The 19,196-nt window shown below is 64.4% G+C and carries 21 protein-coding genes; 15 read left to right on the top strand and 6 right to left on the bottom strand.

What is annotated here, in order from left to right; genetic code table 11:
• Positions 1–166 precede the first annotated feature (166 nt).
• A complete protein-coding gene (ppsR, locus tag AC1DXX_RS27775; protein WP_478137433.1) occupies positions 167–988 on the top strand; it encodes a posphoenolpyruvate synthetase regulatory kinase/phosphorylase PpsR in 822 nt (273 codons plus the stop codon).
• Between the two features lie 83 nt (positions 989–1,071).
• Here ppsR and ahpF read toward each other — a convergent pair whose 3' ends face one another.
• Positions 1,072–2,664: an alkyl hydroperoxide reductase subunit F gene (gene ahpF, locus AC1DXX_RS27770; protein WP_478137432.1), complete on the bottom strand. Its 1,593-nt coding sequence runs from the start codon at positions 2,662–2,664 to the stop codon at positions 1,072–1,074.
• A gap of 90 nt (positions 2,665–2,754) precedes the next feature.
• Positions 2,755–3,327, bottom strand: coding sequence for an alkyl hydroperoxide reductase subunit C (gene ahpC / locus AC1DXX_RS27765; protein WP_478137431.1), 573 nt, complete (start codon positions 3,325–3,327; stop codon positions 2,755–2,757).
• A 242-nt stretch (positions 3,328–3,569) separates the two neighbouring features.
• Between ahpC and bfr the strand changes: the two genes are divergently transcribed.
• The 13 genes from bfr (at position 3,570) to hemP (ending at position 14,645) form a co-directional block, all read left to right on the top strand.
• Positions 3,570–4,046, top strand: a complete 477-nt coding sequence (bfr, locus tag AC1DXX_RS27760) for a bacterioferritin (protein WP_007830763.1) — start codon at positions 3,570–3,572, stop codon at positions 4,044–4,046.
• A gap of 120 nt (positions 4,047–4,166) precedes the next feature.
• Positions 4,167–4,811 (top strand): PepSY-associated TM helix domain-containing protein, encoded by a 645-nt coding sequence (locus AC1DXX_RS27755; RefSeq protein ID WP_478137430.1) that lies wholly within the window; start codon positions 4,167–4,169, stop codon positions 4,809–4,811.
• A gap of 53 nt (positions 4,812–4,864) precedes the next feature.
• Positions 4,865–5,365 carry a DUF2271 domain-containing protein gene (locus AC1DXX_RS27750; RefSeq protein WP_478137444.1) on the top strand — a complete coding sequence of 167 codons (501 nt, stop codon included), beginning with the start codon at positions 4,865–4,867 and terminating at the stop codon, positions 5,363–5,365.
• Between the two features lie 55 nt (positions 5,366–5,420).
• Positions 5,421–6,230, top strand: a complete 810-nt coding sequence (locus AC1DXX_RS27745) for a DUF4198 domain-containing protein (protein ID WP_478137429.1) — start codon at positions 5,421–5,423, stop codon at positions 6,228–6,230.
• Positions 6,231–6,249: 19 nt separating this feature from the next.
• A complete protein-coding gene (locus AC1DXX_RS27740) occupies positions 6,250–7,254 on the top strand; it encodes an FAD:protein FMN transferase (protein WP_478137428.1) in 1,005 nt (334 codons plus the stop codon).
• Positions 7,251–8,609, top strand: a complete 1,359-nt coding sequence (locus AC1DXX_RS27735) for a sulfite reductase subunit alpha (protein ID WP_478137427.1) — start codon at positions 7,251–7,253, stop codon at positions 8,607–8,609. The genes AC1DXX_RS27740 and AC1DXX_RS27735 overlap by 4 nt, the downstream gene beginning before the upstream one ends.
• A 237-nt stretch (positions 8,610–8,846) precedes the next feature.
• The gene (locus AC1DXX_RS27730) at positions 8,847–11,225 is read left to right on the top strand and encodes a catecholate siderophore receptor Fiu (RefSeq protein WP_478137426.1); all 2,379 of its coding nucleotides are present in this window, start codon (positions 8,847–8,849) and stop codon (positions 11,223–11,225) included.
• A gap of 86 nt (positions 11,226–11,311) precedes the next feature.
• A complete protein-coding gene (locus tag AC1DXX_RS27725) occupies positions 11,312–11,992 on the top strand; it encodes a Fe2+-dependent dioxygenase (RefSeq protein ID WP_478137425.1) in 681 nt (226 codons plus the stop codon).
• Positions 11,993–12,109: 117 nt separating this feature from the next.
• Positions 12,110–12,382, top strand: coding sequence for a (2Fe-2S)-binding protein (locus tag AC1DXX_RS27720; RefSeq protein ID WP_478137424.1), 273 nt, complete (start codon positions 12,110–12,112; stop codon positions 12,380–12,382).
• Positions 12,383–12,465: 83 nt separating this feature from the next.
• Entirely contained in the window at positions 12,466–13,188 is a 723-nt protein-coding gene (locus tag AC1DXX_RS27715) for an energy transducer TonB (RefSeq protein ID WP_478137423.1), read from the top strand.
• A gap of 11 nt (positions 13,189–13,199) precedes the next feature.
• Positions 13,200–13,916, top strand: coding sequence for a MotA/TolQ/ExbB proton channel family protein (locus tag AC1DXX_RS27710; protein WP_478137422.1), 717 nt, complete (start codon positions 13,200–13,202; stop codon positions 13,914–13,916).
• A gap of 5 nt (positions 13,917–13,921) precedes the next feature.
• Positions 13,922–14,335, top strand: coding sequence for an ExbD/TolR family protein (locus AC1DXX_RS27705; RefSeq protein ID WP_478137421.1), 414 nt, complete (start codon positions 13,922–13,924; stop codon positions 14,333–14,335).
• Between the two features lie 97 nt (positions 14,336–14,432).
• The gene (gene hemP / locus AC1DXX_RS27700; RefSeq protein WP_280809852.1) at positions 14,433–14,645 is read left to right on the top strand and encodes a hemin uptake protein HemP; all 213 of its coding nucleotides are present in this window, start codon (positions 14,433–14,435) and stop codon (positions 14,643–14,645) included.
• A 179-nt stretch (positions 14,646–14,824) separates the two neighbouring features.
• On the opposite strand, the gene AC1DXX_RS27695 is transcribed toward hemP, so the two are convergent.
• Positions 14,825–15,232, bottom strand: coding sequence for a GlcG/HbpS family heme-binding protein (locus AC1DXX_RS27695; protein ID WP_013540499.1), 408 nt, complete (start codon positions 15,230–15,232; stop codon positions 14,825–14,827).
• A gap of 165 nt (positions 15,233–15,397) precedes the next feature.
• Here AC1DXX_RS27695 and AC1DXX_RS27690 point away from each other — a divergent pair, with 165 nt between their 5' ends.
• Positions 15,398–16,099 carry a Bax inhibitor-1/YccA family protein gene (locus AC1DXX_RS27690; protein WP_478137420.1) on the top strand — a complete coding sequence of 234 codons (702 nt, stop codon included), beginning with the start codon at positions 15,398–15,400 and terminating at the stop codon, positions 16,097–16,099.
• Positions 16,100–16,144: 45 nt separating this feature from the next.
• Here AC1DXX_RS27690 and rlmD read toward each other — a convergent pair whose 3' ends face one another.
• From rlmD to AC1DXX_RS27675, 3 genes are all read right to left on the bottom strand, one after another.
• Positions 16,145–17,581 (bottom strand): 23S rRNA (uracil(1939)-C(5))-methyltransferase RlmD, encoded by a 1,437-nt coding sequence (rlmD, locus tag AC1DXX_RS27685; protein WP_478137419.1) that lies wholly within the window; start codon positions 17,579–17,581, stop codon positions 16,145–16,147.
• A 42-nt stretch (positions 17,582–17,623) separates the two neighbouring features.
• Entirely contained in the window at positions 17,624–18,649 is a 1,026-nt protein-coding gene (locus AC1DXX_RS27680) for a sigma-70 family RNA polymerase sigma factor (protein WP_478137418.1), read from the bottom strand.
• 4 nt (positions 18,650–18,653) lie between these two features.
• Positions 18,654–19,196, bottom strand: a 543-nt coding sequence (locus AC1DXX_RS27675) for a peptidoglycan DD-metalloendopeptidase family protein (RefSeq protein ID WP_478137417.1), incomplete at its 5' end; no start/stop codon positions are given.

Here is a 19,196-nt window from a genome sequence, read left to right as displayed (position 1 = left end):
GGTGCTGCATGCAGACGGCGCGGCACGATCGTTGTCGTTGCTTTGGGTGCGGTCGCGGTGTGCATGGAAAGAATTGGGGTTGGGAAAGCGGAATCCCGATAATGGCCCGGATTGTAGGCGTGGCAAGGTCGCGCGCGCCGCAGGACAAGGCCGCAAGAGCTACACCATGCATACACGCACTGTTTTCTTCATTTCCGACGGTACGGGCATCACCGCCGAAACTTTCGGTAACGCCGTGCTCGCTCAGTTCGAGATGAAGCCGCGCCACGTCCGACTGCCTTTCACCGACACGGTCGACAAGGCGCACCAGGCGGTGCGGCAGATCAACCACACGGCCGAACTCGAGGGCGTGCGGCCCATCGTGTTCACCACGCTGGCCAACATGGACGTGCTGGAAGTGATCGAAACCGGCTGCAAGGGCATGCTGCTCGACATGTTCGGCACCTTCGTGCGGCCGCTGGAAATCGAGCTGGCCGTGAAATCGAACCATCGGATCGGCCGTTTCAGCGACGTCAGCAAGAGCAAGGAATACAACGACCGCATCGCCGCGATCGATTTCAGCCTGCAGCACGACGACGGCCAGAGCAACCGCGACCTGCAGGGCGCCGACGTGATCCTGGTAGGCGTGAGCCGCAGCGGCAAGACGCCCACATCGCTCTACCTGGCGATGCAGCATGGCCTCAAGGCGGCCAACTACCCGCTGATTCCCGAGGATTTCGACCGCCGCCAGCTGCCGCCGGCGCTGATGCCGCACCGCAAGAAGATCTTCGGCCTGACGATCCAGCCCGAGCGGCTCAGCGAAATCCGCAACGAGCGGCGGCCCGATTCGCGCTATGCCAGCCTCGAAAACTGCCGGCACGAGGTGAGCGAGGCCGAGGCCATGATGCGGCGCGCCGGCATCCGCTGGCTCTCGACCACCACCAAGTCAATCGAGGAAATCGCGACCACGATCCTGCAGGAGTTGCGGCCCGAGCGGCTGAACTACTGAGCCCCAAGAAAAAAAGGAGCTATCAATTTGATAGCTCCTTGCGTCGCCGAAACGGGCGCCTGCGCCCGTTTTTGCTTCAACGATCAGGCAGAAACCGCCACCTTCTCAGCGGTCGCTTCTTCGGCCGGCGCCGACGTTCGGATCAGGTGGTCGAACGCACCGAGCGCCGCCTTCGCACCGTCGCCGGCCGCGATGATGATCTGCTTGAACGGCACGGTCGTCACGTCGCCYGCGGCGAATACGCCCGGCACCGAGGTCTGGCCGCGGGCATCGACGACGATTTCGCCGTGCTTCGTCAGTTCGACCACGCCCTTGAGCCAATCGGTGTTGGGCACGAGGCCGATCTGGATGAACACGCCCTCGAGCGCCACCTTCTTCAACTCGCCCGTCGCACGGTCCTTGTAGACCAGGCCGTCGACCTTCTGGTCGCCGGTGATCTCGGTGGTCTGCGCATTGGTGAACACGTCGACGTTGGTCAGGCTCTTGAGCTTGCGCTGCAGCACGGCATCGGCACGCAAGGCCGTGTCGAACTCGATCAACGTGACGTGGCCCACGATGCCGGCCAGGTCAATCGCCGCTTCGACGCCCGAATTGCCGCCGCCGATCACCGCGACGCGCTTGCCCTTGAACAGCGGGCCGTCGCAGTGCGGGCAATAGGCCACGCCCTTGTTCTTGAACTCGTGCTCACCGGGCACGTTGATGTTGCGCCAGCGCGCACCGGTCGAGATGATGAGCGACTTGGCTTTGAGCGAGGCGCCGCTTTCGAGTTGCACCTCGATGAGGTCCTTGCCCGGCACCAGCGCCTTGGCGCGCTGCAGGTTCATGATGTCGACGTCGTAGTCGCGCACATGCTCTTCGAGCGCGTGGGCGAACTTCGGTCCTTCGGTTTCCTTGATCGAGATGAAATTCTCGATGCCCAGCGTGTCGAGCACCTGGCCACCGAAGCGCTCGGAAGCCACGCCAGTGCGAATGCCCTTGCGCGCCGCATACACGGCGGCTGCAGCACCAGCCGGGCCACCGCCAACGATCAACACGTCGAACGGGTCCTTGGCGGCGATCTTCTTCGCTTCGCGCTCGACGCCGCTGGTGTCGATCTTCGCAAGGATTTCTTCCAGGCTCATGCGGCCCTGGCCGAACTCTGTGCCGTTGAGGAAGACGGTGGGCACCGCCATCACCTGGCGTTCCTTGACCTCGTCCTGGAAGGTGCCGCCTTCGATCATCGTGGTGCGGATGCGCGGGTTCTGCACCGCCATCAGGTTCAGTGCCTGGACCACGTCGGGACAGTTGTGGCAGGTGAGCGAGACGTAGATCTCGAACTCGAAGTCGCCGTCGAGCGCGCGGATCTGGTCCAGCACGGCTTGTTCGACCTTGGGCGGGTAGCCGCCGATCTGCAGCAGCGCAAGGATCAGCGACGTGAATTCATGGCCCATCGGCAGGCCGGCGAAACGCGGGCCGTGGTTCTCGCTCGGGCGATTGACCGAGAAAGAAGGCTTGCGATGGTTGTCGTCGCGGCTTTCGGTCAGCTTGACCAGCGGCGATGCTTCTGCGACGTCCTTCAGCAGCGACAGCATCTCGCCCGAGGCCTTGCTGTCGTCGAGCGAGGCGACGATCTCGATCGGCTGCGTGGCGCGTTCGAGGTAACTTTTCAATTGGGCTTGGGTGCTGGCGTCGAGCATGACGAACTCACTTTCGATATCTGAAAACTATCAACAGGGAACAAAAAAGCCCGGGGCCTCGTGAGCGCCCGGGCTTTCGCGCGGGGGCGCTTAGATCTTGCCGACGAGGTCGAACGAAGGCTTCAGCGTTTCGGCGCCTTCGGTCCACTTGGCAGGGCAGACTTCACCGGGGTGGGCAGCCACGTACTGGGCAGCCTTCACGCGGCGCAGCAGTTCGGCGGCGTCGCGGCCGATGCCGTTGTCGTGCACTTCGATGGTCTTGATCTTGCCGTGCGGGTCGATCACGAAAGTGCCGCGGTAGGCGAGACCGGCGTCTTCACCTTCTTCGATCAGCACCTGGAAGGCGCGCGACAGCTGCTGGCTGGGGTCGCCGATCAGCGGGTACTTGACCTTCCCGATGGTTTCCGATGTGTCGTGCCATGCCTTGTGGGTGAAGTGGGTGTCGGTCGACACGCCGTAGATCTCGACGCCCAGCTTCTGGAATGCGGCGTAGTGGTCGGCCAGGTCGCCGAGTTCGGTCGGACACACGAACGTAAAGTCCGCCGGGTAGAACACCACGACCGACCACTTGCCCTTGAAGTTTTCGTCGCTGACGGGCACGAACTTGCCGTTGTGATACGCGGTGGCCTTGAAGGGAATGATTTCGGTGTTGATCAGGGACATTGAAGGTTCCTTGGTGGTGGCTGATGAAAAAACGAAGCATCAGTATAACTACCAATCCACAAACTTTAATAGCTATATGCTATTAAAAGTATTGCGGCTCGCTATGTTCGCCATCGGCTTTCGCCACCTCAATACGAACGTGTATCACCATCACACGCATGCAGACCGCCGCAGCATGGGATTGCTTGCAAGTGCTCGCCCGCCCCTCTCACAATCACCGCTTTCAGAACAAGGAAAAAACCATGAAGGGCGACCCCAAGGTCATCGAACATCTGCAGGCGCAGCTCAAGAACGAGCTCACCGCGATCAACCAGTACTTCCTCCACTACCGCATGCTCAAGCACTGGGGTCTGGACAAGCTGGCCAAGAAGGAATACGAAGAATCGATCGGCGAAATGAAGCACGCCGACAAGCTGATGGACCGCATCTTCATGCTCGACGGCCTGCCCAACCTGCAGGACCTCGGCAAGCTCAACATCGGCGAAGACGTGCCCGAACTGCTGCGCTGCGATCTGGGAGCCGAAACCGGCGCGCAAGCGACCATCAAGGACGGCATCGCGCATTGCGAATCGGTGCGCGACTATGTCTCGCGCGACCTGCTGCAGGAAATCCTGGACGACACGGAAGAGCACATCGACTTCCTCGAAACCCAGATCGACCTGATCGACAAGGTCGGTGTGCAGAACTACCTGCAATCGCAGATGGGCGAACTCGAATAAAGCCAGCCACCGGCTTTCGCAACAGACGGGACTTCGGTCCCGTTTTTTATTGCTTTACGTAACTTAACGCCCTCCAAATAGCAGTCATTCTCATTCGCACGGATAGAATCCGCGCCTTCGATGACCGCTGCCCGCCCCGACAACCGCCGCCGTGCCTACTGGCTCAAGACCCTGCACGAATGGCACTGGGTCAGTTCGGCGATATGCCTTGTCGGCATGATCCTGTTCAGCATCACGGGCTTCACCCTCAATCATGCGGGGCAGATCGAGGCCAAGCCGGCCATCACCAAGCTGAACGGCTCGGTCGACGAGGCGCTGCGCGCCCGGCTCGAACAACAGCTGCCCGCCGCCAAGGCGCAAAAGGGCAAGGCGCCCCTGCCCGTCGAATTGCAGACCTGGGTTCAGAAGCACTGGGATGTCGGCACCGCCGGCCACGAGGCCGAATGGTCGGACGACGAAATCTATCTTTCGCTCCCCCGCCCCGGCGGCGACGCCTGGCTGCGCCTGAACCTCGCCGACGGTGCGGTCGAATACGAGCGCACCGACCGCGGCTGGCTCTCCTACTTCAACGACCTGCACAAGGGCCGCAACACCGGCGCGGCCTGGAGCTGGTTCATCGACATCTTCGCGGGCGCCGCGCTGGTCTTCTCGATCACCGGGCTGTTCATTCTCAAGATGCACGCGGGCAACCGGCCGTTCACCTGGCCGATGGTGGGGATGGGGCTCGTCGTGCCGGTGCTGCTCGCGCTGCTGTTCATCCATTGATTCCGAAAAAGAGGTTCCCAGTGCACGTTCGCTATTCACTTGCGCCGATCGCCATGTCGGCGTTGTTCGCAGCCCCGGCCTTCGCGGCCGGCCTGGCCGTCAACATCGAGATTCCGCGGCTGAACGTCTCCGAATACCACCGCCCCTACGTGGCGACCTGGATCGAACGCGCCGACAACACGGTCGCGGGCACGCTGGCCGTCTGGTACGACGTGCGCACCAAGACGAACAACCCCGAAGGCGAAGGCACGAAATGGCTCAAGGACATGCGCCAATGGTGGCGCCGCGGGGGCCGCGAACTCGCGGTGCCGATCGACGGGGTGACCGGTGCCACCAAGCCCGCCGGCAAGCACCAGCTGAGCTTCACCGAAGGCACGAACCCAATGCCCAGGCTCGCGCCTGGCGCCTACAAGCTGGTGGTCGAGGCGGCGCGCGAGGTCGGCGGCCGCGAGGTCGTGAGCATCCCGTTCCAGTGGCCGCCCACCGCGGCAGCGCAACCGACCGCGACCGGCAAGGAAGAGCTCGGCGAGATCAAGCTCGAACTCAAGCCCTGATCGACACCGGACAGATCCTCCCTTCCTCGCCCGCACACCACACCAAGGACCTTCCATGACCCGCTTCACCCTGCGCGCCGCCGGCCTCGCCATCGCCCTGTCGGCCATCGCTTCCGCTTCCCAGGCGCACAACGCCTGGCTGCTGCCCTCGAGCACCGTGCTGTCCAAGGCCGATACCGTCTCCGTCGACGCGGCGGTGTCGAACGACCTGTTCGTCGCCAACCATGCACCGCTGCGGCTCGAAGGCCTGCAGATCACCGCGCCCGACGGCAGCGCCGTCAAGCCCGAGAGCGAAGCCAAGCTCAAGCTGCGCAATGTGTTCGACGTGAGCGTCGGGCAGCCGGGCACTTACCGCATCGCGGTGGTCAATGCGGGCGCTTTCGCCAGCTGGAAGGACAAGGCCACGGGCCAGAACAAGCGCGCGCGCGGCACGGCCGAAACCATCGCGAAGGAAATCCCCGCCGATGCACAGGACGTCACCATCACCCAGTCGGCGGGCCGCATCGAGACCTTCGTGACGGTGGGCAAGCCCTCGGTGCTCAAGCCGATCGGCCAGGGACTGGAGTTGATCGTGGCAGGCAGCCCGACCGACCTGGTCAAGGGCGAGAAAGCCAGCTTCACGCTGAACCTCGACGGCCAGCCCGCGAAGAACCTCGAAGTGACCGTGACCACAGGCAATACCCAGTACCGCGACAAGCTCGACGAGATGAAGCTCAAGACCGACGACAAGGGCCAGTTCAGCGTGACCTGGCCGACCGCCGGCATGTACTGGCTCGACGCCAGCACCAAGGACAACAAGACCTCGGTGCCGCAAGCCAAGGAACGCCGCCTGAGCTATGCAGCCACCCTTGAAGTGATGCCCTGACAGCGGCGCACGCACGCCTTTGGGAGTTTCCTTCAGCACCTGGCGCGCCGGCGGCTACGCCAACGCGGCCGTACCGCGCCGCGCCGACCCCGCCAGCCTGCAGCAACTGGACGGGCAAACCATGGGCACGACCTGGTCGCTTCGCTTCGACAACCCGCAGATGCTTCCGCTGGAGCGAGTGCGCGAGACGATCGAGGCGGCCCTTGCCCGGGTGATCGCGCAGATGAGCCACTGGGAGCCGGAATCGGACATCGGCCGCTTCAACCGCGCGTCCGCAGGTTCGCATCACGTGCTGCCCAAGGAGTTCGCCGAAGTGATGACCTGCGCCGCTCACTGGGCGCGCGCCAGCGCGGGCGCCCTCGATCCGACAGTCGGTCCGCTGGTGGCTTGCTGGGGATTCGGCCCTGACGCGGAAGCGAGTGGCCCGCCCGCCCTCGAAGTCCTTGCCGAGGCGCGCGCACGCACCGGCTGGCAGCGGCTGGCGTTCGACGAAACAAGCGACTCGCTGCTGCAGCCGGGAGGCATCACGCTCGACCTCTCGGGCATTGCCAAGGGCTTCGCGGTCGACCACGGCGCAGAAGCCTTGCGCGGGCTCGGCCTCACCGATCTGCTGTTCGAGATCGGCGGGGAACTGCGGGGCATCGGCCGCCGCCCCGGCGGCCAGCCATGGCAAGTGCTGATCGACAGCGAATCGGCATCTCCCCAGCGCATTGCGCTCGCCGACATGGCCGTCGCCACCTCGGGCGACCGCTGGCATCGGCGCGAACACGGAGGGCGCCGCTGGTCGCACACCGTCGATCCGCGCAGCGGCGAGCCGGTCGCGCATTCATTGGCCAGCGTCACGGTGCTGCACGCGCAATGCATGCACGCCGACGCGCTGGCCACCGTGCTGACGGTGCTGGGGCTCGACGAAGGCCCGGCCTTTGCAGAGCGCCACGATGTCGCCGCGCTGTTCGTCGGCCATGGCGATGCGTCGCCCGGTCCGCAAGCCACGCGCGCATGGCGTGCGCAAACCGGAACATGACCGAGGCGATGTTGCGCGCGCTGGGCGCGGGCGCCACGGCGGCGGCCTATGCGGCGCTTTGCCTGGCCGTCTATATGCGCCAACGGCGGCTGCGCGCCGCTGCGGTCCACGAAGCTGCGGCGCTGTCGACCGACGACAACGCGCCCCCTACCCTCGTGCTGTTCGCCAGCCAGACCGGCCAGGCCGAGGCCATCGCCTGGCAGACGGCGCGGCAGCTGCGCGCCGCAGGCACCTCGGTGCGCGTGATGGAACTCAACGCCCTCGACGCCGCCACGCTGGGTTCTGCAGGCCATGCGCTCTTCGTGGCCAGCACGTACGGCGAAGGCGATGCGCCCGATGGCGCCAGTGTGTTCGCCGAACGCGTGATGAGCTTGCCTTCGACCCTGTCTTCGCTTCGCTATGCCGTGCTGGCGCTTGGCGATCGCCAGTACAAGAACTTCTGCGGCTTCGGTCGCGCGCTCGATGCATGGCTCCACGCAGCCGGCGCCCAGCGCGATTTCGAACGCATCGAAGTCGACAACAGCGACCCCACCACGCTGGCCACCTGGCATGCCCGATGGGGCGACGCTGCGGCCGCCAATGACGATCCGGCCAGCGCATTCACGCCCTGGCGGCTCACCGCACGTGAACTGCTCAATGCAGGCAGCGCCGGCGCACCCGTCTTTCATCTGGGCCTGACGCCCGCGGCGGGCACGATGCCCCACTGGGCTTCCGGCGACCTGGTGCAGATCGCCGTCGCAAGCGATCCGAGCCGCCCGCGCGACTATTCGATCGCATCGCTGCACAGCGACGGCGAGCTGCAATTGCTGGTGCGGCAGGAGCGGCATCCCGATGGCACCTTTGGCACAGCATCGGGCTTGCTCACCTCGACACTCACGGTCGGCGACACCGTGGCGCTGCGCCTGCGACCGCATCGTGCCTTCCGCCTCGATGGCAACGAGGCGCGCCCCCTGATCCTCATCGGAAACGGCACCGGACTGGCCGGCCTGCGCGCCCATCTGCGTGCCTGCGCAGCGGCAGGTCGCCATGACAACTGGCTGGTGTTCGGCGAACGACAGGCCGCGCACGACTACCTGTACCGCGAGGAGATCGAGGCCTGGCAAGCCAGCGGGGTGCTGCAGCGGCTCGACATGGTGTTCTCGCGCGATCAGCCCGAGCGCTTCTACGTACAGCATCGGCTGCTGCAATCGGCCGACACGCTGCGTGCGTGGCTGGACAACGGCGCGGCCGTCTATGTGTGTGGCAGCCTTCAGGGCATGGCATCGGGTGTGGACGCCGCCCTGCGGCAGATTGCCGGAAACGCGCTCTGGAGCGATTTGTCGGCGACCGGACGCTATCGCCGCGACGTCTACTGAACCGAGCGGCGGCGCCCCGGGACGCCCGGCAGTTGCATATCGACAACAACTGCAGCACAACTTTTGGCTTAAGTCGATTTCGACGAAGCCGAATGTATTGAGAAACACTATCATTCGCATCAATTTGCATCCCCCGCAAATTGACTCACCCAGCCAGTCCCCGGTTTTCCCCCGAAAGCGCGCGTGCGGACATCGCCAGTCGAGTCCTTGCTCGCCGCCCTTTTCGGAGAAAACTTCATGGCCTACATCAAGAGCCGCAAACACGCCGTAGCGCGCGCCGTTCCACACCTCTCGGGCGCTGCCGCTGCAACGCTGATGGCCATTGCCGCTCCCGCCGCCTTTGCCCAGGCAGGCGCGGCGCTGCCTGAAATCCGTGTGCAGGACTCGTCTGCCGTCGACTACAAGACCGACACGTCGGCCAATCCCAAGTTCACCGCGCCGCTGGTGAACACACCGCAAACCGTCCAGGTGATCAAGGAACAGATCATCCGCGAACAAGGCGCAACGACGCTGACCGAAGCGCTGCGCAACACGCCCGGCGTGGGCACCTTCTTCCTCGGGGAGAACGGCAACACCAACACGGGCGACGCGGTGTTCATGCGTGGCTTCGACAGCTCCAGCAGCATCTTCGTCGACGGCATCCGCGACCTCGGCTCGATCTCGCGTGACGTGTTCAACATCGAGCAGGTCGAAGTGGTGAAGGGTCCGTCGGGCACCGACGTCGGCCGCACCTCGCCCACCGGCTACATCAACCTGGTCACCAAGAAGCCGAAGCTCGAAGACAGCTTCACGGGTTCGATCGGCTTCGGCAGTGCCGACTACAAGCGAGGCAGCATCGACTGGAACAAGTCGCTCAGCAGCGCCAACGGCATCGGTGCCGCATTCCGCCTCAATGCGGTGGTGGAAGACTCCGGCGTTCCCGGCCGCGACTTCATCAAGAACAAGCACACCGCGATCGCACCGTCGCTCGCACTCGGCCTGAATTCGCCCACGCGCTTCTACTTCGACTACCTGCACGTCGACCAGGACAACATCCCTGACGGCGGCGTGCCGACCATCGGGCTGCCGAGCTACTCGAACCCCGATCCGACATCGCTCGGCGCACGCCGCCGCAGCTTCCTGAACTACGCGGCGCCGGTCGATCCGAAGAACTTCTACGGCACGGCCTACGACTTCAACAACGTGAAGGCGGACATGTTCACCGCCCGCGTCGAACACGACTTCACGCCGGACATCACGCTGCGCAACACCACCCGCTACGGCAAGACCAAGCAGGACTACATGCTGACGTCGTTCATGCTCGGCGGCCTCACGGCCACCGGCGCACGGCCAGCTGCGAACACGGCGTTCCTCGACACGCCGATTCCCGGCCTGCCCTCCACCTGGACGACCACGCGCAACCTGCCGACCAACAAGAACCAGGAAAACACGATTTTCGTCAACCAGACGAACGTGACCGCCAAGTTCGACACCGGCAGCGTGAGCCACTCGCTCAGTGCAGGCGTCGAACTGATCCGTGAAGAACAGTCGAACCTGGGCTTCTTCGCCCCCGGTGCAAGCCTCAACGGCAGAGTGGTGCAGAACGGCGCGTGGCCGGCGGCCAACCTCTATGCACCGAATCCGTACGTCGACGGCTACAGCCGCATCCGCAGCGGCGCCGACAGCAAGGGCGTGACCAACACCGTCGGCCTCTATGCCTTCGACACCATCAAGCTCAACGAGCAATGGCAAATCACGGGCGGCCTGCGCTTCGACCACTACAGCACGTCGTTCCAGGGGGCGACGCTGTCGACGGCCACCACCAACCCCGGCCTCCCGCTCGGTACGCTGGTGCCTTCGTCGCTGAAGCTCTCCGACAACCTGTTCACCGGCAAGATCGGCGTGGTCTACAAGCCTGCGAAGAACGGCAGCATCTACGCGGCGTACGGCACGTCTGCGCAGCCTCCGGGCGGCGCGAACTTCTCGCTGTCGGCCGCCGGCTCCGGCAACAGCGCGGCACGCACCGACTTCCTGCCGCAGAAGGCCAAGACCTTCGAAATCGGCACCAAATGGGACGTGCTGAGCGACAAGCTGTCGCTGACCGGTGCCATCTACCGCACGGACGTGAGCAACGAAGTGGTGCAGGACCCGACCAACACCACGCTCTACTACCAGAGCGGCAAGAAGCGCGTGCAGGGCATCGAGCTGGGCGTGGCAGGCGCCATTACCGACAAGTGGGGCGTGAGCGCCGGGTTCACGACGATGGACACCAAGGTCCAGAGCGGCACGAGCGTCAGCGCAGACGGCACCAGCGTGCTGACCTACACGCYGAAGAACGCCTTCACGGCCTGGACCACCTACCAGTTTCCGTTCGGCCTGACGATCGGCGGCGGCGCACGCTACAACGGCAAGCTGCATCGCGGGACCGACAGCGCCGTGGGCACGCCGCTGTACATCGATTCGTACTGGGTGTTCGACGCCATGGCGTCCTACCGCATCAGCAAGAACGTCGACATCCAGCTGAACATCTCCAACCTGTTCGACAAGCAGTACGCGGCCGCCATCAACAAGAGCGGCTACCGCTATACGCCGGGCACGCCACGCTCGGCGAAGATCACCGCGAATTTCGCGTTCTGATGCGTTCCTGCCGGGTCCGCCCCGGCACGGTGCGAAACTCGAGCCCCGGCCTGCGCCGGGGCTTTTCTCTTTGCGGAGTTCTGAAAATGATGCTGCATGTGCCCGATGTGCTGAGTCCCATCCAGGTGCGCGAAATGCGCGCTGCGCTCGACGCCACGCACTGGATCGACGGCCGCGAAACGGTCGGCGAACAAGGCGCGCAGGTCAAGCGCAATCGCCAGCTGCCGGAGTCTTCGCCCGTCGGCCGCGAGCTCGGCAGCACCGTGCTGGCCGCGCTTGCGCGTCATTCGCTCTTCTTTGCGGCAGCCCTGCCCTCCCGCTTCGTTCCGCCGCTCTTCAACCGCTATGAGGGCGGCGAACACTATGGCGTTCACATCGACGGCGCGGTTCGCGCACTGCCCGGAAGCGGCCAGCAACTGCGCACCGACCTGTCCTGCACGCTGTTCCTGTGCGATCCGGACGACTATGAAGGCGGCGAGCTCGAGGTGATCGATACCTATGGATCGCACGAAGTCAAGCTGCCGGCCGGCGACCTCATCCTTTATCCGGCGAGCAGCCTGCACCGCGTTCATCCCGTGACGCGCGGGGCTCGCGTGTGCTCGTTTTTCTGGCTCCAGAGCATGGTGCGCAACGACCAGCAACGCAGCATGCTGTTCGAACTCGACCAGAACATCCAGAAATTGCGGGCCCGACTGGGCGAATGCGAAGAGACGGTGGCGCTCGCTGGCCATTACCACAACCTCCTGCGGCTCTGGTCGGAGGTCTAACGACGGACGGCCCAGCCCCTCGCAAAAGCCGGTAACACCATAGTTATTGCAAATGCGATGGATTCTTATTTATAATCAGGCACACCCAACAGCCAGCCAACTGCCGCTTTCACAGCCATGATCGTTTGCGTCTGCCGCCGAGTCTCCGACCGAGAAATCGCACGCCATGTGCGAGCCGGCATGACGTTCGACGAAGTCCAATTCGAGCTTGGCGTGGCCACCCAGTGTGGTCAATGTGAAGGTTGTGCGCGCGATATCGTCGCGCAATGCAGCGCCTCTCACCCGGTCGCCGCGTTGAATCGCGAATCGGGCCCGAGAGCGATCCAGCTTGCCACCTCCATCACGGAAAGCAAGGCATGGAACTCGTCTCGGCAATCGGCGGCAGCCTGATCCTCGTCGCAGGCTCGGTCTGGTGGATTTTTCGCAAATAACGTCGCCGTAGCGGTTTTGCTGCAATCGGGGCACCTTTTGGGGTGCCCGCATTCGAATGGTTGATCGTGTCTGACCGCTTTGCCCCCCCTCCCTCGGTTCTTGGCCTCTCGCGCAATGTCGTCATTGCGGGCGGCGTCATCCTGTTTCATGCGGCCGCGCTCTGGGCGCTGCAAAGCGGATTGCTGCGCCGGGCCGCCGAAGTGGTTATTCCGGTCGAGATACTGAGCCAGTTCGTCGAAGCGCCGAAGCCCAAGGTGGAGCCGCCTCCCCCTCCTCCGCCGCCTCCGCCGAAAGTGACCAAGTCGCCGCCGCCTCCGCGGCCGCAAGCCATTCGCGAGCCCAAGCCGACGCCCGCGCCTTCGGCCCCGGTAGGAACCACGGAACCGCCGCCACCGCCGGCTCCGCCTGCACCCGAGCCCGCTCCTCCCGCGCCGCCTTCGCCCCCGCCCGCGCCACCGGCCAGCCCCAAGGTCGTGGAGGTCACGGCCGCGCAAGCGCAATGGCTGCGTAAACCAACCCCAAAGCGCCCAGCCTTGAGCGACCGGCTTGGCGAATACGGCACAGTGACCATCGCGGTCTACTTCAATCGCAATGGCACCGTGAGACGCGCCGAGATACAGAAGTCCAGCGGTTACGACCGGCTGGACAAGGCCGCCCGCGACGCCGTCCTGATGTCTTCGCTGACCGTCTTGCAGCACCCCGACGCGGGCGAAGACACGCTTTTCATGCTGCCGGCCCCCATTATTTTTGACCAACCCAAGTAACAAGGCACTTTATGGACTCCCAATTCGGCTTGATGAACGTCTGGAATCAGGGCGACTTCGTCACCAAGGCCGTCGCGGTGCTGTTGATCGGCATGTCGCTTGCGTCGTGGATCGTGATCATCGTCAAGGCGCTCGACGTCGTCAGGTACAAGCGCCTTGCAAGGAACTCGCAGGACTTCTGGCACAGCGAAGATTTCGCCACCGCGCTGAACAAGCTCGGCAAGGACGACAGCAACCCCTTCCGCGCACTGGCGCTCGAAGGCCGTGAAGCCGCGGCGCACCACCGCAACACCAAGGCCCATCTGCACGACGCGCTCGACGTGAGCGACTGGATCACGCGCGCGCTGCGCAACGGCATCGACGCCTTCACTGCACGCCTTCAAACCGGTCTCGCCATCCTGGCCTCCGTGGGTTCGACGGCGCCCTTCATCGGCCTGTTCGGCACGGTCTGGGGCATCTACCACGCACTCATGAGCATCAGTTCGGCTGGCCAGGCCACCATCGACAAGGTGGCAGGCCCGATCGGCGAGGCGCTGATCATGACGGCGCTGGGCCTGGCCGTGGCCATTCCCGCGGTGCTCGGCTACAACGCGCTGGTTCGCGGTAACAAGTTCGTGCTGACCAAGCTCAACAGCTTCGCCCACGACCTGCATGCCTACTTCGTCACCGGTGCCCGCGTGCAAAGCGGTAGCGGCGATGCCGTCGTGGTTCCGCTCAAGAAGGGCTGAGCATCATGGCTTTCGGAACGCAAGACGAACCCGATGAGGTGATGAACGAGATCAACATGACGCCGCTGGTCGACGTCATGCTGGTGCTCCTGATCATCTTCATCATCACCGTGCCGGTGATGAAACACGCAGTCAACATCGACCTCCCCCGCGCAAGCAGCGAGCCCGAACAGCCCAAGCCGCAGAACATCCTGTTCAGCGTCACGGCCGACGGCAGCTACTACTGGAACGAACAGAAGATCGACGACGGCGAACTGCCCAACCGCCTTGCCGCCGAAGCCGCCAAGGAGCCGCAGCCCGAGTTGCACATCCGCGGCGACAAGGCCGTGCGCTACGAGCGCGTGGCCAAGGCCATGTCGGAGGCGCGGGAAGCCGGCGTGCGCAAGATCGGTTTCATCACCGAACCCGATCCGAAGTGATTCGAACTCGAAGCCTGTGAAAAAAATCAATCTTCGCGATTGACTTATTATTGAGAATCATTATCATTCACTCATCGCTTCGATAACGGAACTCCAGATGCCAGCCACACCGAACGCCTTTTCTGTTCTGAACCATCCTTCGCTCGACCAATCGGGTGGCGGTCATGCGTCCATCCAGGCATCGCGACCGGTGCCGATGGTCGAAAGCACGGAGCTTCTCAAGGGAAGCAAGACCGTGGGCATCATGCACAACGGTTCGCTCTATCGGCTTCAAGCCACCAAACTAGGCAAGCTGATCCTGACCAAGTAAGTCGTTCAGCCCGCCCTTCGCGCAAGTTTCATCGTGGGGCGACTCAAGGAGATTCATCTCCGAAGGGTCGTTTTTTGCTAGCCAACGGTTCGCCGACTAGCCAAGCTTTTTTTCACGCTGAACGCCCAAAAGAAAACGCCGACCTTGAAGTCGGCGTTTTGCTTTGTGCGAAGAGAAGTTCAGAGGCCGATTGCGGCAATGCCCGCCTTGGCAATCTGGGCGTCTTCGTTCGACTTCACGCCGCTCACGCCGACGGCGCCGATCACCTGGCCGTCCTTCACGATCGGCACGCCGCCTTCGAGCAGGCCTTGAACCGCCGGAGCCGTCAGAAACGCCGTGCGGCCGCCGTTGATGATGTCTTCATAGACCTTGCTCTCGCGCCGGCCCATGGCGGCCGTATGCGCCTTGGCAGGGGCGATGTGGGAGGACAGCGCCGCGGCGCCGTCGAGGCGTTGCAGCCAGAGCAGGTTGCCGGCATCGTCGGAGATCGCAATGGTGACGGCCCAGTTGTTCTTGAGAGCCTCGGCTTCGGCCGCTGCAGCGATGGCCTTGACGTCGGCGAGTTCGAGGAAGGATTTGGTCTTCATGTCGGGTTCTGGTTGCGTAAAAGCCCGACAGCATAACGGTCATCCAGCCCCTCGCCCTCGGGGCGCTTAAGAACAACCTGCATACGGTCTTTCCGAGACCCTGCTCTTGCAGACCCCTAGAATGCGCCCAACTGCATCATTGCAGCAACCACAGGAGCTTCGGCCATGAACGACCGCGTCACCACCCTCGACACTTCCACCGGCTACGGCCAGGCGCTGCCGCAGGCTGAGCGCCAACGCGTGCTGCGCAACACCTACTGGCTGCTTGCACTGAGCCTGCTGCCCACGGTGCTGGGCGCCTGGATCGGCGTCAGCACCGGCCTCACGCGCTCGCTCACCGGCGGGCTCGGCCTGATCGTCTTCCTCGGCGGCGCATTCGGTTTCATGTTTGCCATCGAGAAGACCAAGAACTCCGCCGCCGGCGTGCCGGTGCTGCTGGCCTTCACCTTCTTCATGGGCCTGATGCTGTCGCGCCTGATCGCGATGGTGCTCGGCTTCAAGAACGGCTCCGAACTCGTCATGACGGCCTTCGGCGGCACCGCCGGCGTGTTTTTCGTGATGGCCTCGCTGGCCACCGTCATCAAGCGCGACCTGTCGGGCATGGGCAAGTTCCTGTTCGTCGGCGCGATGGTGCTGATGTTCGGCGCGATCATCAACGTGTTCGTCGGCTCGACCACGGGCATGCTGGTCATCTCGGTGGCGGCCATCGGCATCTTCTCGGCCTACATGCTCTATGACCTGAAGCAGATCATGGACGGCGGCGAAACCAACTACATCACCGCCACCCTGGCCCTGTACCTCGATCTGTTCAATGTATTCCAGAGCCTGCTGGCGCTCCTGGGCATCTTCGGCGGCGAACGCGACTGAGCAGCGAATCTCGCACAGGAACAAAGGGCCCGTCGGGGCCCTTTTTCATTCCAGGTCGAAGACGGCGATCGATTCGACGTGTGCCGTGTGAGGGAACATGTTGACCACCCCCGCGAAGCTGCACCGGTATCCCGCCTGATGCACCAGCAAGCCGGCATCGCGCGCAAGCGTCGACGGATTGCAGCTCACGTACACGATGCGCTTCGGCGGCGTCCAGCCGCCGGTGCGAAGATCGGGCTGCTGATGCAGGTCGGCCATCGCCTTGGCGAGTGCGAATGCACCCTCGCGCGGCGGATCGACCAGCCACTTCTCGGCGCTGCCATCGGCCACCAGCATGGCCGGCGTCATCTCGAACAGATTGCGGGCCACGAAGCGGGTCGCTGAAAGCGCCCGTCGTGCACTCGTTGCGGGCTGGTTCTTCTCGAAGTTGTCCGTCGCGCGCGCCACCAGCGTGTCGCTGCCTTCGATGCCCAGCACCTCGCGCGCCCGGCTTGCCAGCGGCAAGGTGAAATTGCCGAGGCCGCAGAACCAGTCGATGACGCGCTCGTCGGATTGCACGTCGAGAAGGCGCAGCGCCTTGCCCACCAGCGCGCGATTGATGTGCGGATTGACCTGCGTGAAATCGGTGGGCTTGAACGGCATCGTGACGCCGAACTCGGGCAAGCGGTAGGCGAGCGGCATGCCGCCCTCTTCCAGCAGCTTCACCGTCTCCGGCCCCTTGGCTTGCAGCCACCACTGGACACCTTCGTTCTGCGCAGCAAACGCCTTCAGCCGGTCGATGTCACCGCGGGACAAAGGCTCCAGGTGCCGCAACACCAAGGCAATCGTGCCAAGCGCCGTAGAACCCGGCGCGTCGCCGCAGGCGAGCTCGATCTGCGGGCAGGTCTCGCGCGCATCGAGCGAGCCGATCAATGAACGCAGCGGCATCAGCATCTCGCTGACCTGCTTCGGCAACACCGGGCACACCTGCATGTCGGCCAGGTAGCGGCTCTTGCGTTCGTGAAAGCCGATCAGCACCGTGCCCTTCTTGACCACATGGCGCACCGACAGCCGCGCGCGGTAGCGGTAGTGCCATGCGGGTCCTTCGAGGGGCCGCAGCAGGTTCTCCGGGCGAACCTTGCCCAGGTGCCAGAGGTTGTCTTCCAGCGCGCGCTGCTTCACGGCGACCTGGGCCGCCGCATCCAGGTGCTGCATCTTGCAGCCGCCGCAGGCGCCGGTGTGCAAGCCGAAATGCGGGCAGCCCGGGCGCACCCGCTGCGACGATTCGCGCCGGATGGCGGTGACCGTGCCCTGCTCCCAGTTGTTCTTGCGGCGATGGACGTTGAACTGCACTTCCTCGAAAGGCAATGCGCCTTCGATGAACACGACCATGCCGTCGGCCTTGTGGGCAACGCCTTGCGCATCGAGGTCTAGCGACTCGACCTGCAGCCATTCGTCGCCGGGATTCGTGGGGGCTTTCTTTTCTTCGATGGATTCCGTCATCCCCCGATTGTCTCAGTGCGGCGGCCCCCTCCTTTCGCGCCGCTAGAACAGCGCGTCCCGCCCGATGCCGGAGCGCGCCAGCTGGCGCCGCATCTTGGCCAGCGCTTCGTTCTGGATCTGCCTGACCCGCTCCCGCGTGAGGCCCAGCCGCACGCTCAGCACCTCGAGGGTTTCGGGCTCGCGGTCGTGCAGGCCGTAGCGCCCCTCCAGCACCTCGCGCTCGCGTGCGTCGAGGGCGTGGACCCATTGGTCGAGCAGGCGCTCCACCTCGTGTGTCTGGGTCACGCCGCTCGGATTGCCCTGCTCGTCGTCGGACGCCACGGTGTCGGCCAGCGTGAAGCCCTCGTCCCCGCGCCCATCGCCCGCATCGAGCGAACGCGGCGCCTCGGAAAGGGCCAGCAAGTCGGCCACTGCCTGCACGTCGCGGCCGAGCAGCGCGGCGATGTCTTCCACGCGCACGCCGTCGGGCCGGTGCGCAACAAACTCCGCATCGCCTTCGAGTGCGCGGCGGGCCCGCAGCACCTGCTGCAGTTCCCGCACCACGTGCACCGGCAGGCGGATCGCACGGGCCTGGGTCATGACTGCGCGCTCGACCGACTGGCGAATCCACCAGGTCGCGTAGGTGGAGAAACGAAAGCCGCGCTCGGGCTCGAACTTGGTGATGGCATGCATCAGCCCGAGATTGCCCTCTTCGATGAGGTCCGACAGCGGCACGCCGCGGCCCAGGTAGCCCTTGGCAATGTTGACCACGAGCCTGAGGTTGTGCTCGATCATCGATTGGCGTGCCGCGAAATCGCCGGACCGCGCGGCGCACGCGGTCTGGAATTCCTCGTCGGGCGTGAAAAGCTCGGTGCGCCGGACCTGGCGCAGGTAGATGGTCAGCGCATCTGCGCCTTCGCCGCCGATCAGCTCGGCCATCGTGCCCTGGGGCAACGCTGTGTTGATCGCTAGCGGATCGAGTGGAAGCGCTTCCTCGGCCGAAGCTTCCTTGTTGTCGTCGCAAGACCGGCTGCTCCGACCCGCCAGCCCACGCACGGGCAGCGTGCGATGGGGGCGGGAGGCAGCCATGGCATCACCGGCCGGGCAGGTAGCGTGACGGGTCGACGGGCTTGCCCTGGCGGCGGATTTCGAAATGCAGCTTCACGCGATCCGCATCGCTGTTGCCCATTTCGGCAATCTTCTGGCCCTTCTGAACCGACTGGTCTTCCTTCACGAGCAGCGTCTGGTTGTGAGCGTACGCCGTGAGGTAGGTGTTGTTGTGCTTCAGGATGATCAGGTTGCCGTAGCCGCGCAGACCCGCGCCGGCATAGACCACACGCCCGTCGGCAGCAGCCAGCACGGGATCGCCCGCCTTGCCGCTGATGTCGTAGCCCTTGTTCTTGGCTTCGTCGAAGCCGGCGATCAGCGAACCGCTCGCGGGCCAGATCCAGCCGAGGTCTTCGTCACCCGAGCTTCCGCTGCCCGGGCCTGCCGGGGACGCCGTGACAGGCGCCGGCTTGGCTGCAGCGCTTGCGCCGCTCGCGGGTACGGGTGCCACGACCGAAGGCGGCGTCACCGGCTTGGTGACCGCACCTTCAGAGGTGGAAGGCGCGGGAACGGGAGCGGCCGCGACGAC

The organism is Variovorax sp. P4_B10 (assembly GCF_056402375.1).
This window is presented reverse-complemented; position numbering and strand designations above follow the sequence as displayed.

Coding starts and splice junctions, on each gene's coding strand:
- AC1DXX_RS27745 (WP_478137429.1), top strand. CDS start 5,421: ATGACCCGCTTCACCCTGCGCGCCGCCGGCCTCGCCATCGCCCTGTCG.
- AC1DXX_RS27755 (WP_478137430.1), top strand. CDS start 4,167: ATGACCGCTGCCCGCCCCGACAACCGCCGCCGTGCCTACTGGCTCAAG.
- bfr (WP_007830763.1), top strand. CDS start 3,570: ATGAAGGGCGACCCCAAGGTCATCGAACATCTGCAGGCGCAGCTCAAG.
- hemP (WP_280809852.1), top strand. CDS start 14,433: ATGCCAGCCACACCGAACGCCTTTTCTGTTCTGAACCATCCTTCGCTC.
- AC1DXX_RS27735 (WP_478137427.1), top strand. CDS start 7,251: ATGACCGAGGCGATGTTGCGCGCGCTGGGCGCGGGCGCCACGGCGGCG.
- AC1DXX_RS27705 (WP_478137421.1), top strand. CDS start 13,922: ATGGCTTTCGGAACGCAAGACGAACCCGATGAGGTGATGAACGAGATC.
- AC1DXX_RS27690 (WP_478137420.1), top strand. CDS start 15,398: ATGAACGACCGCGTCACCACCCTCGACACTTCCACCGGCTACGGCCAG.
- AC1DXX_RS27680 (WP_478137418.1), bottom strand. CDS start 18,649: ATGGCTGCCTCCCGCCCCCATCGCACGCTGCCCGTGCGTGGGCTGGCG.
- ppsR (WP_478137433.1), top strand. CDS start 167: ATGCATACACGCACTGTTTTCTTCATTTCCGACGGTACGGGCATCACC.
- AC1DXX_RS27725 (WP_478137425.1), top strand. CDS start 11,312: ATGATGCTGCATGTGCCCGATGTGCTGAGTCCCATCCAGGTGCGCGAA.
- AC1DXX_RS27710 (WP_478137422.1), top strand. CDS start 13,200: ATGGACTCCCAATTCGGCTTGATGAACGTCTGGAATCAGGGCGACTTC.
- AC1DXX_RS27750 (WP_478137444.1), top strand. CDS start 4,865: ATGTCGGCGTTGTTCGCAGCCCCGGCCTTCGCGGCCGGCCTGGCCGTC.
- AC1DXX_RS27720 (WP_478137424.1), top strand. CDS start 12,110: ATGATCGTTTGCGTCTGCCGCCGAGTCTCCGACCGAGAAATCGCACGC.
- rlmD (WP_478137419.1), bottom strand. CDS start 17,581: ATGACGGAATCCATCGAAGAAAAGAAAGCCCCCACGAATCCCGGCGAC.
- AC1DXX_RS27695 (WP_013540499.1), bottom strand. CDS start 15,232: ATGAAGACCAAATCCTTCCTCGAACTCGCCGACGTCAAGGCCATCGCT.
- ahpC (WP_478137431.1), bottom strand. CDS start 3,327: ATGTCCCTGATCAACACCGAAATCATTCCCTTCAAGGCCACCGCGTAT.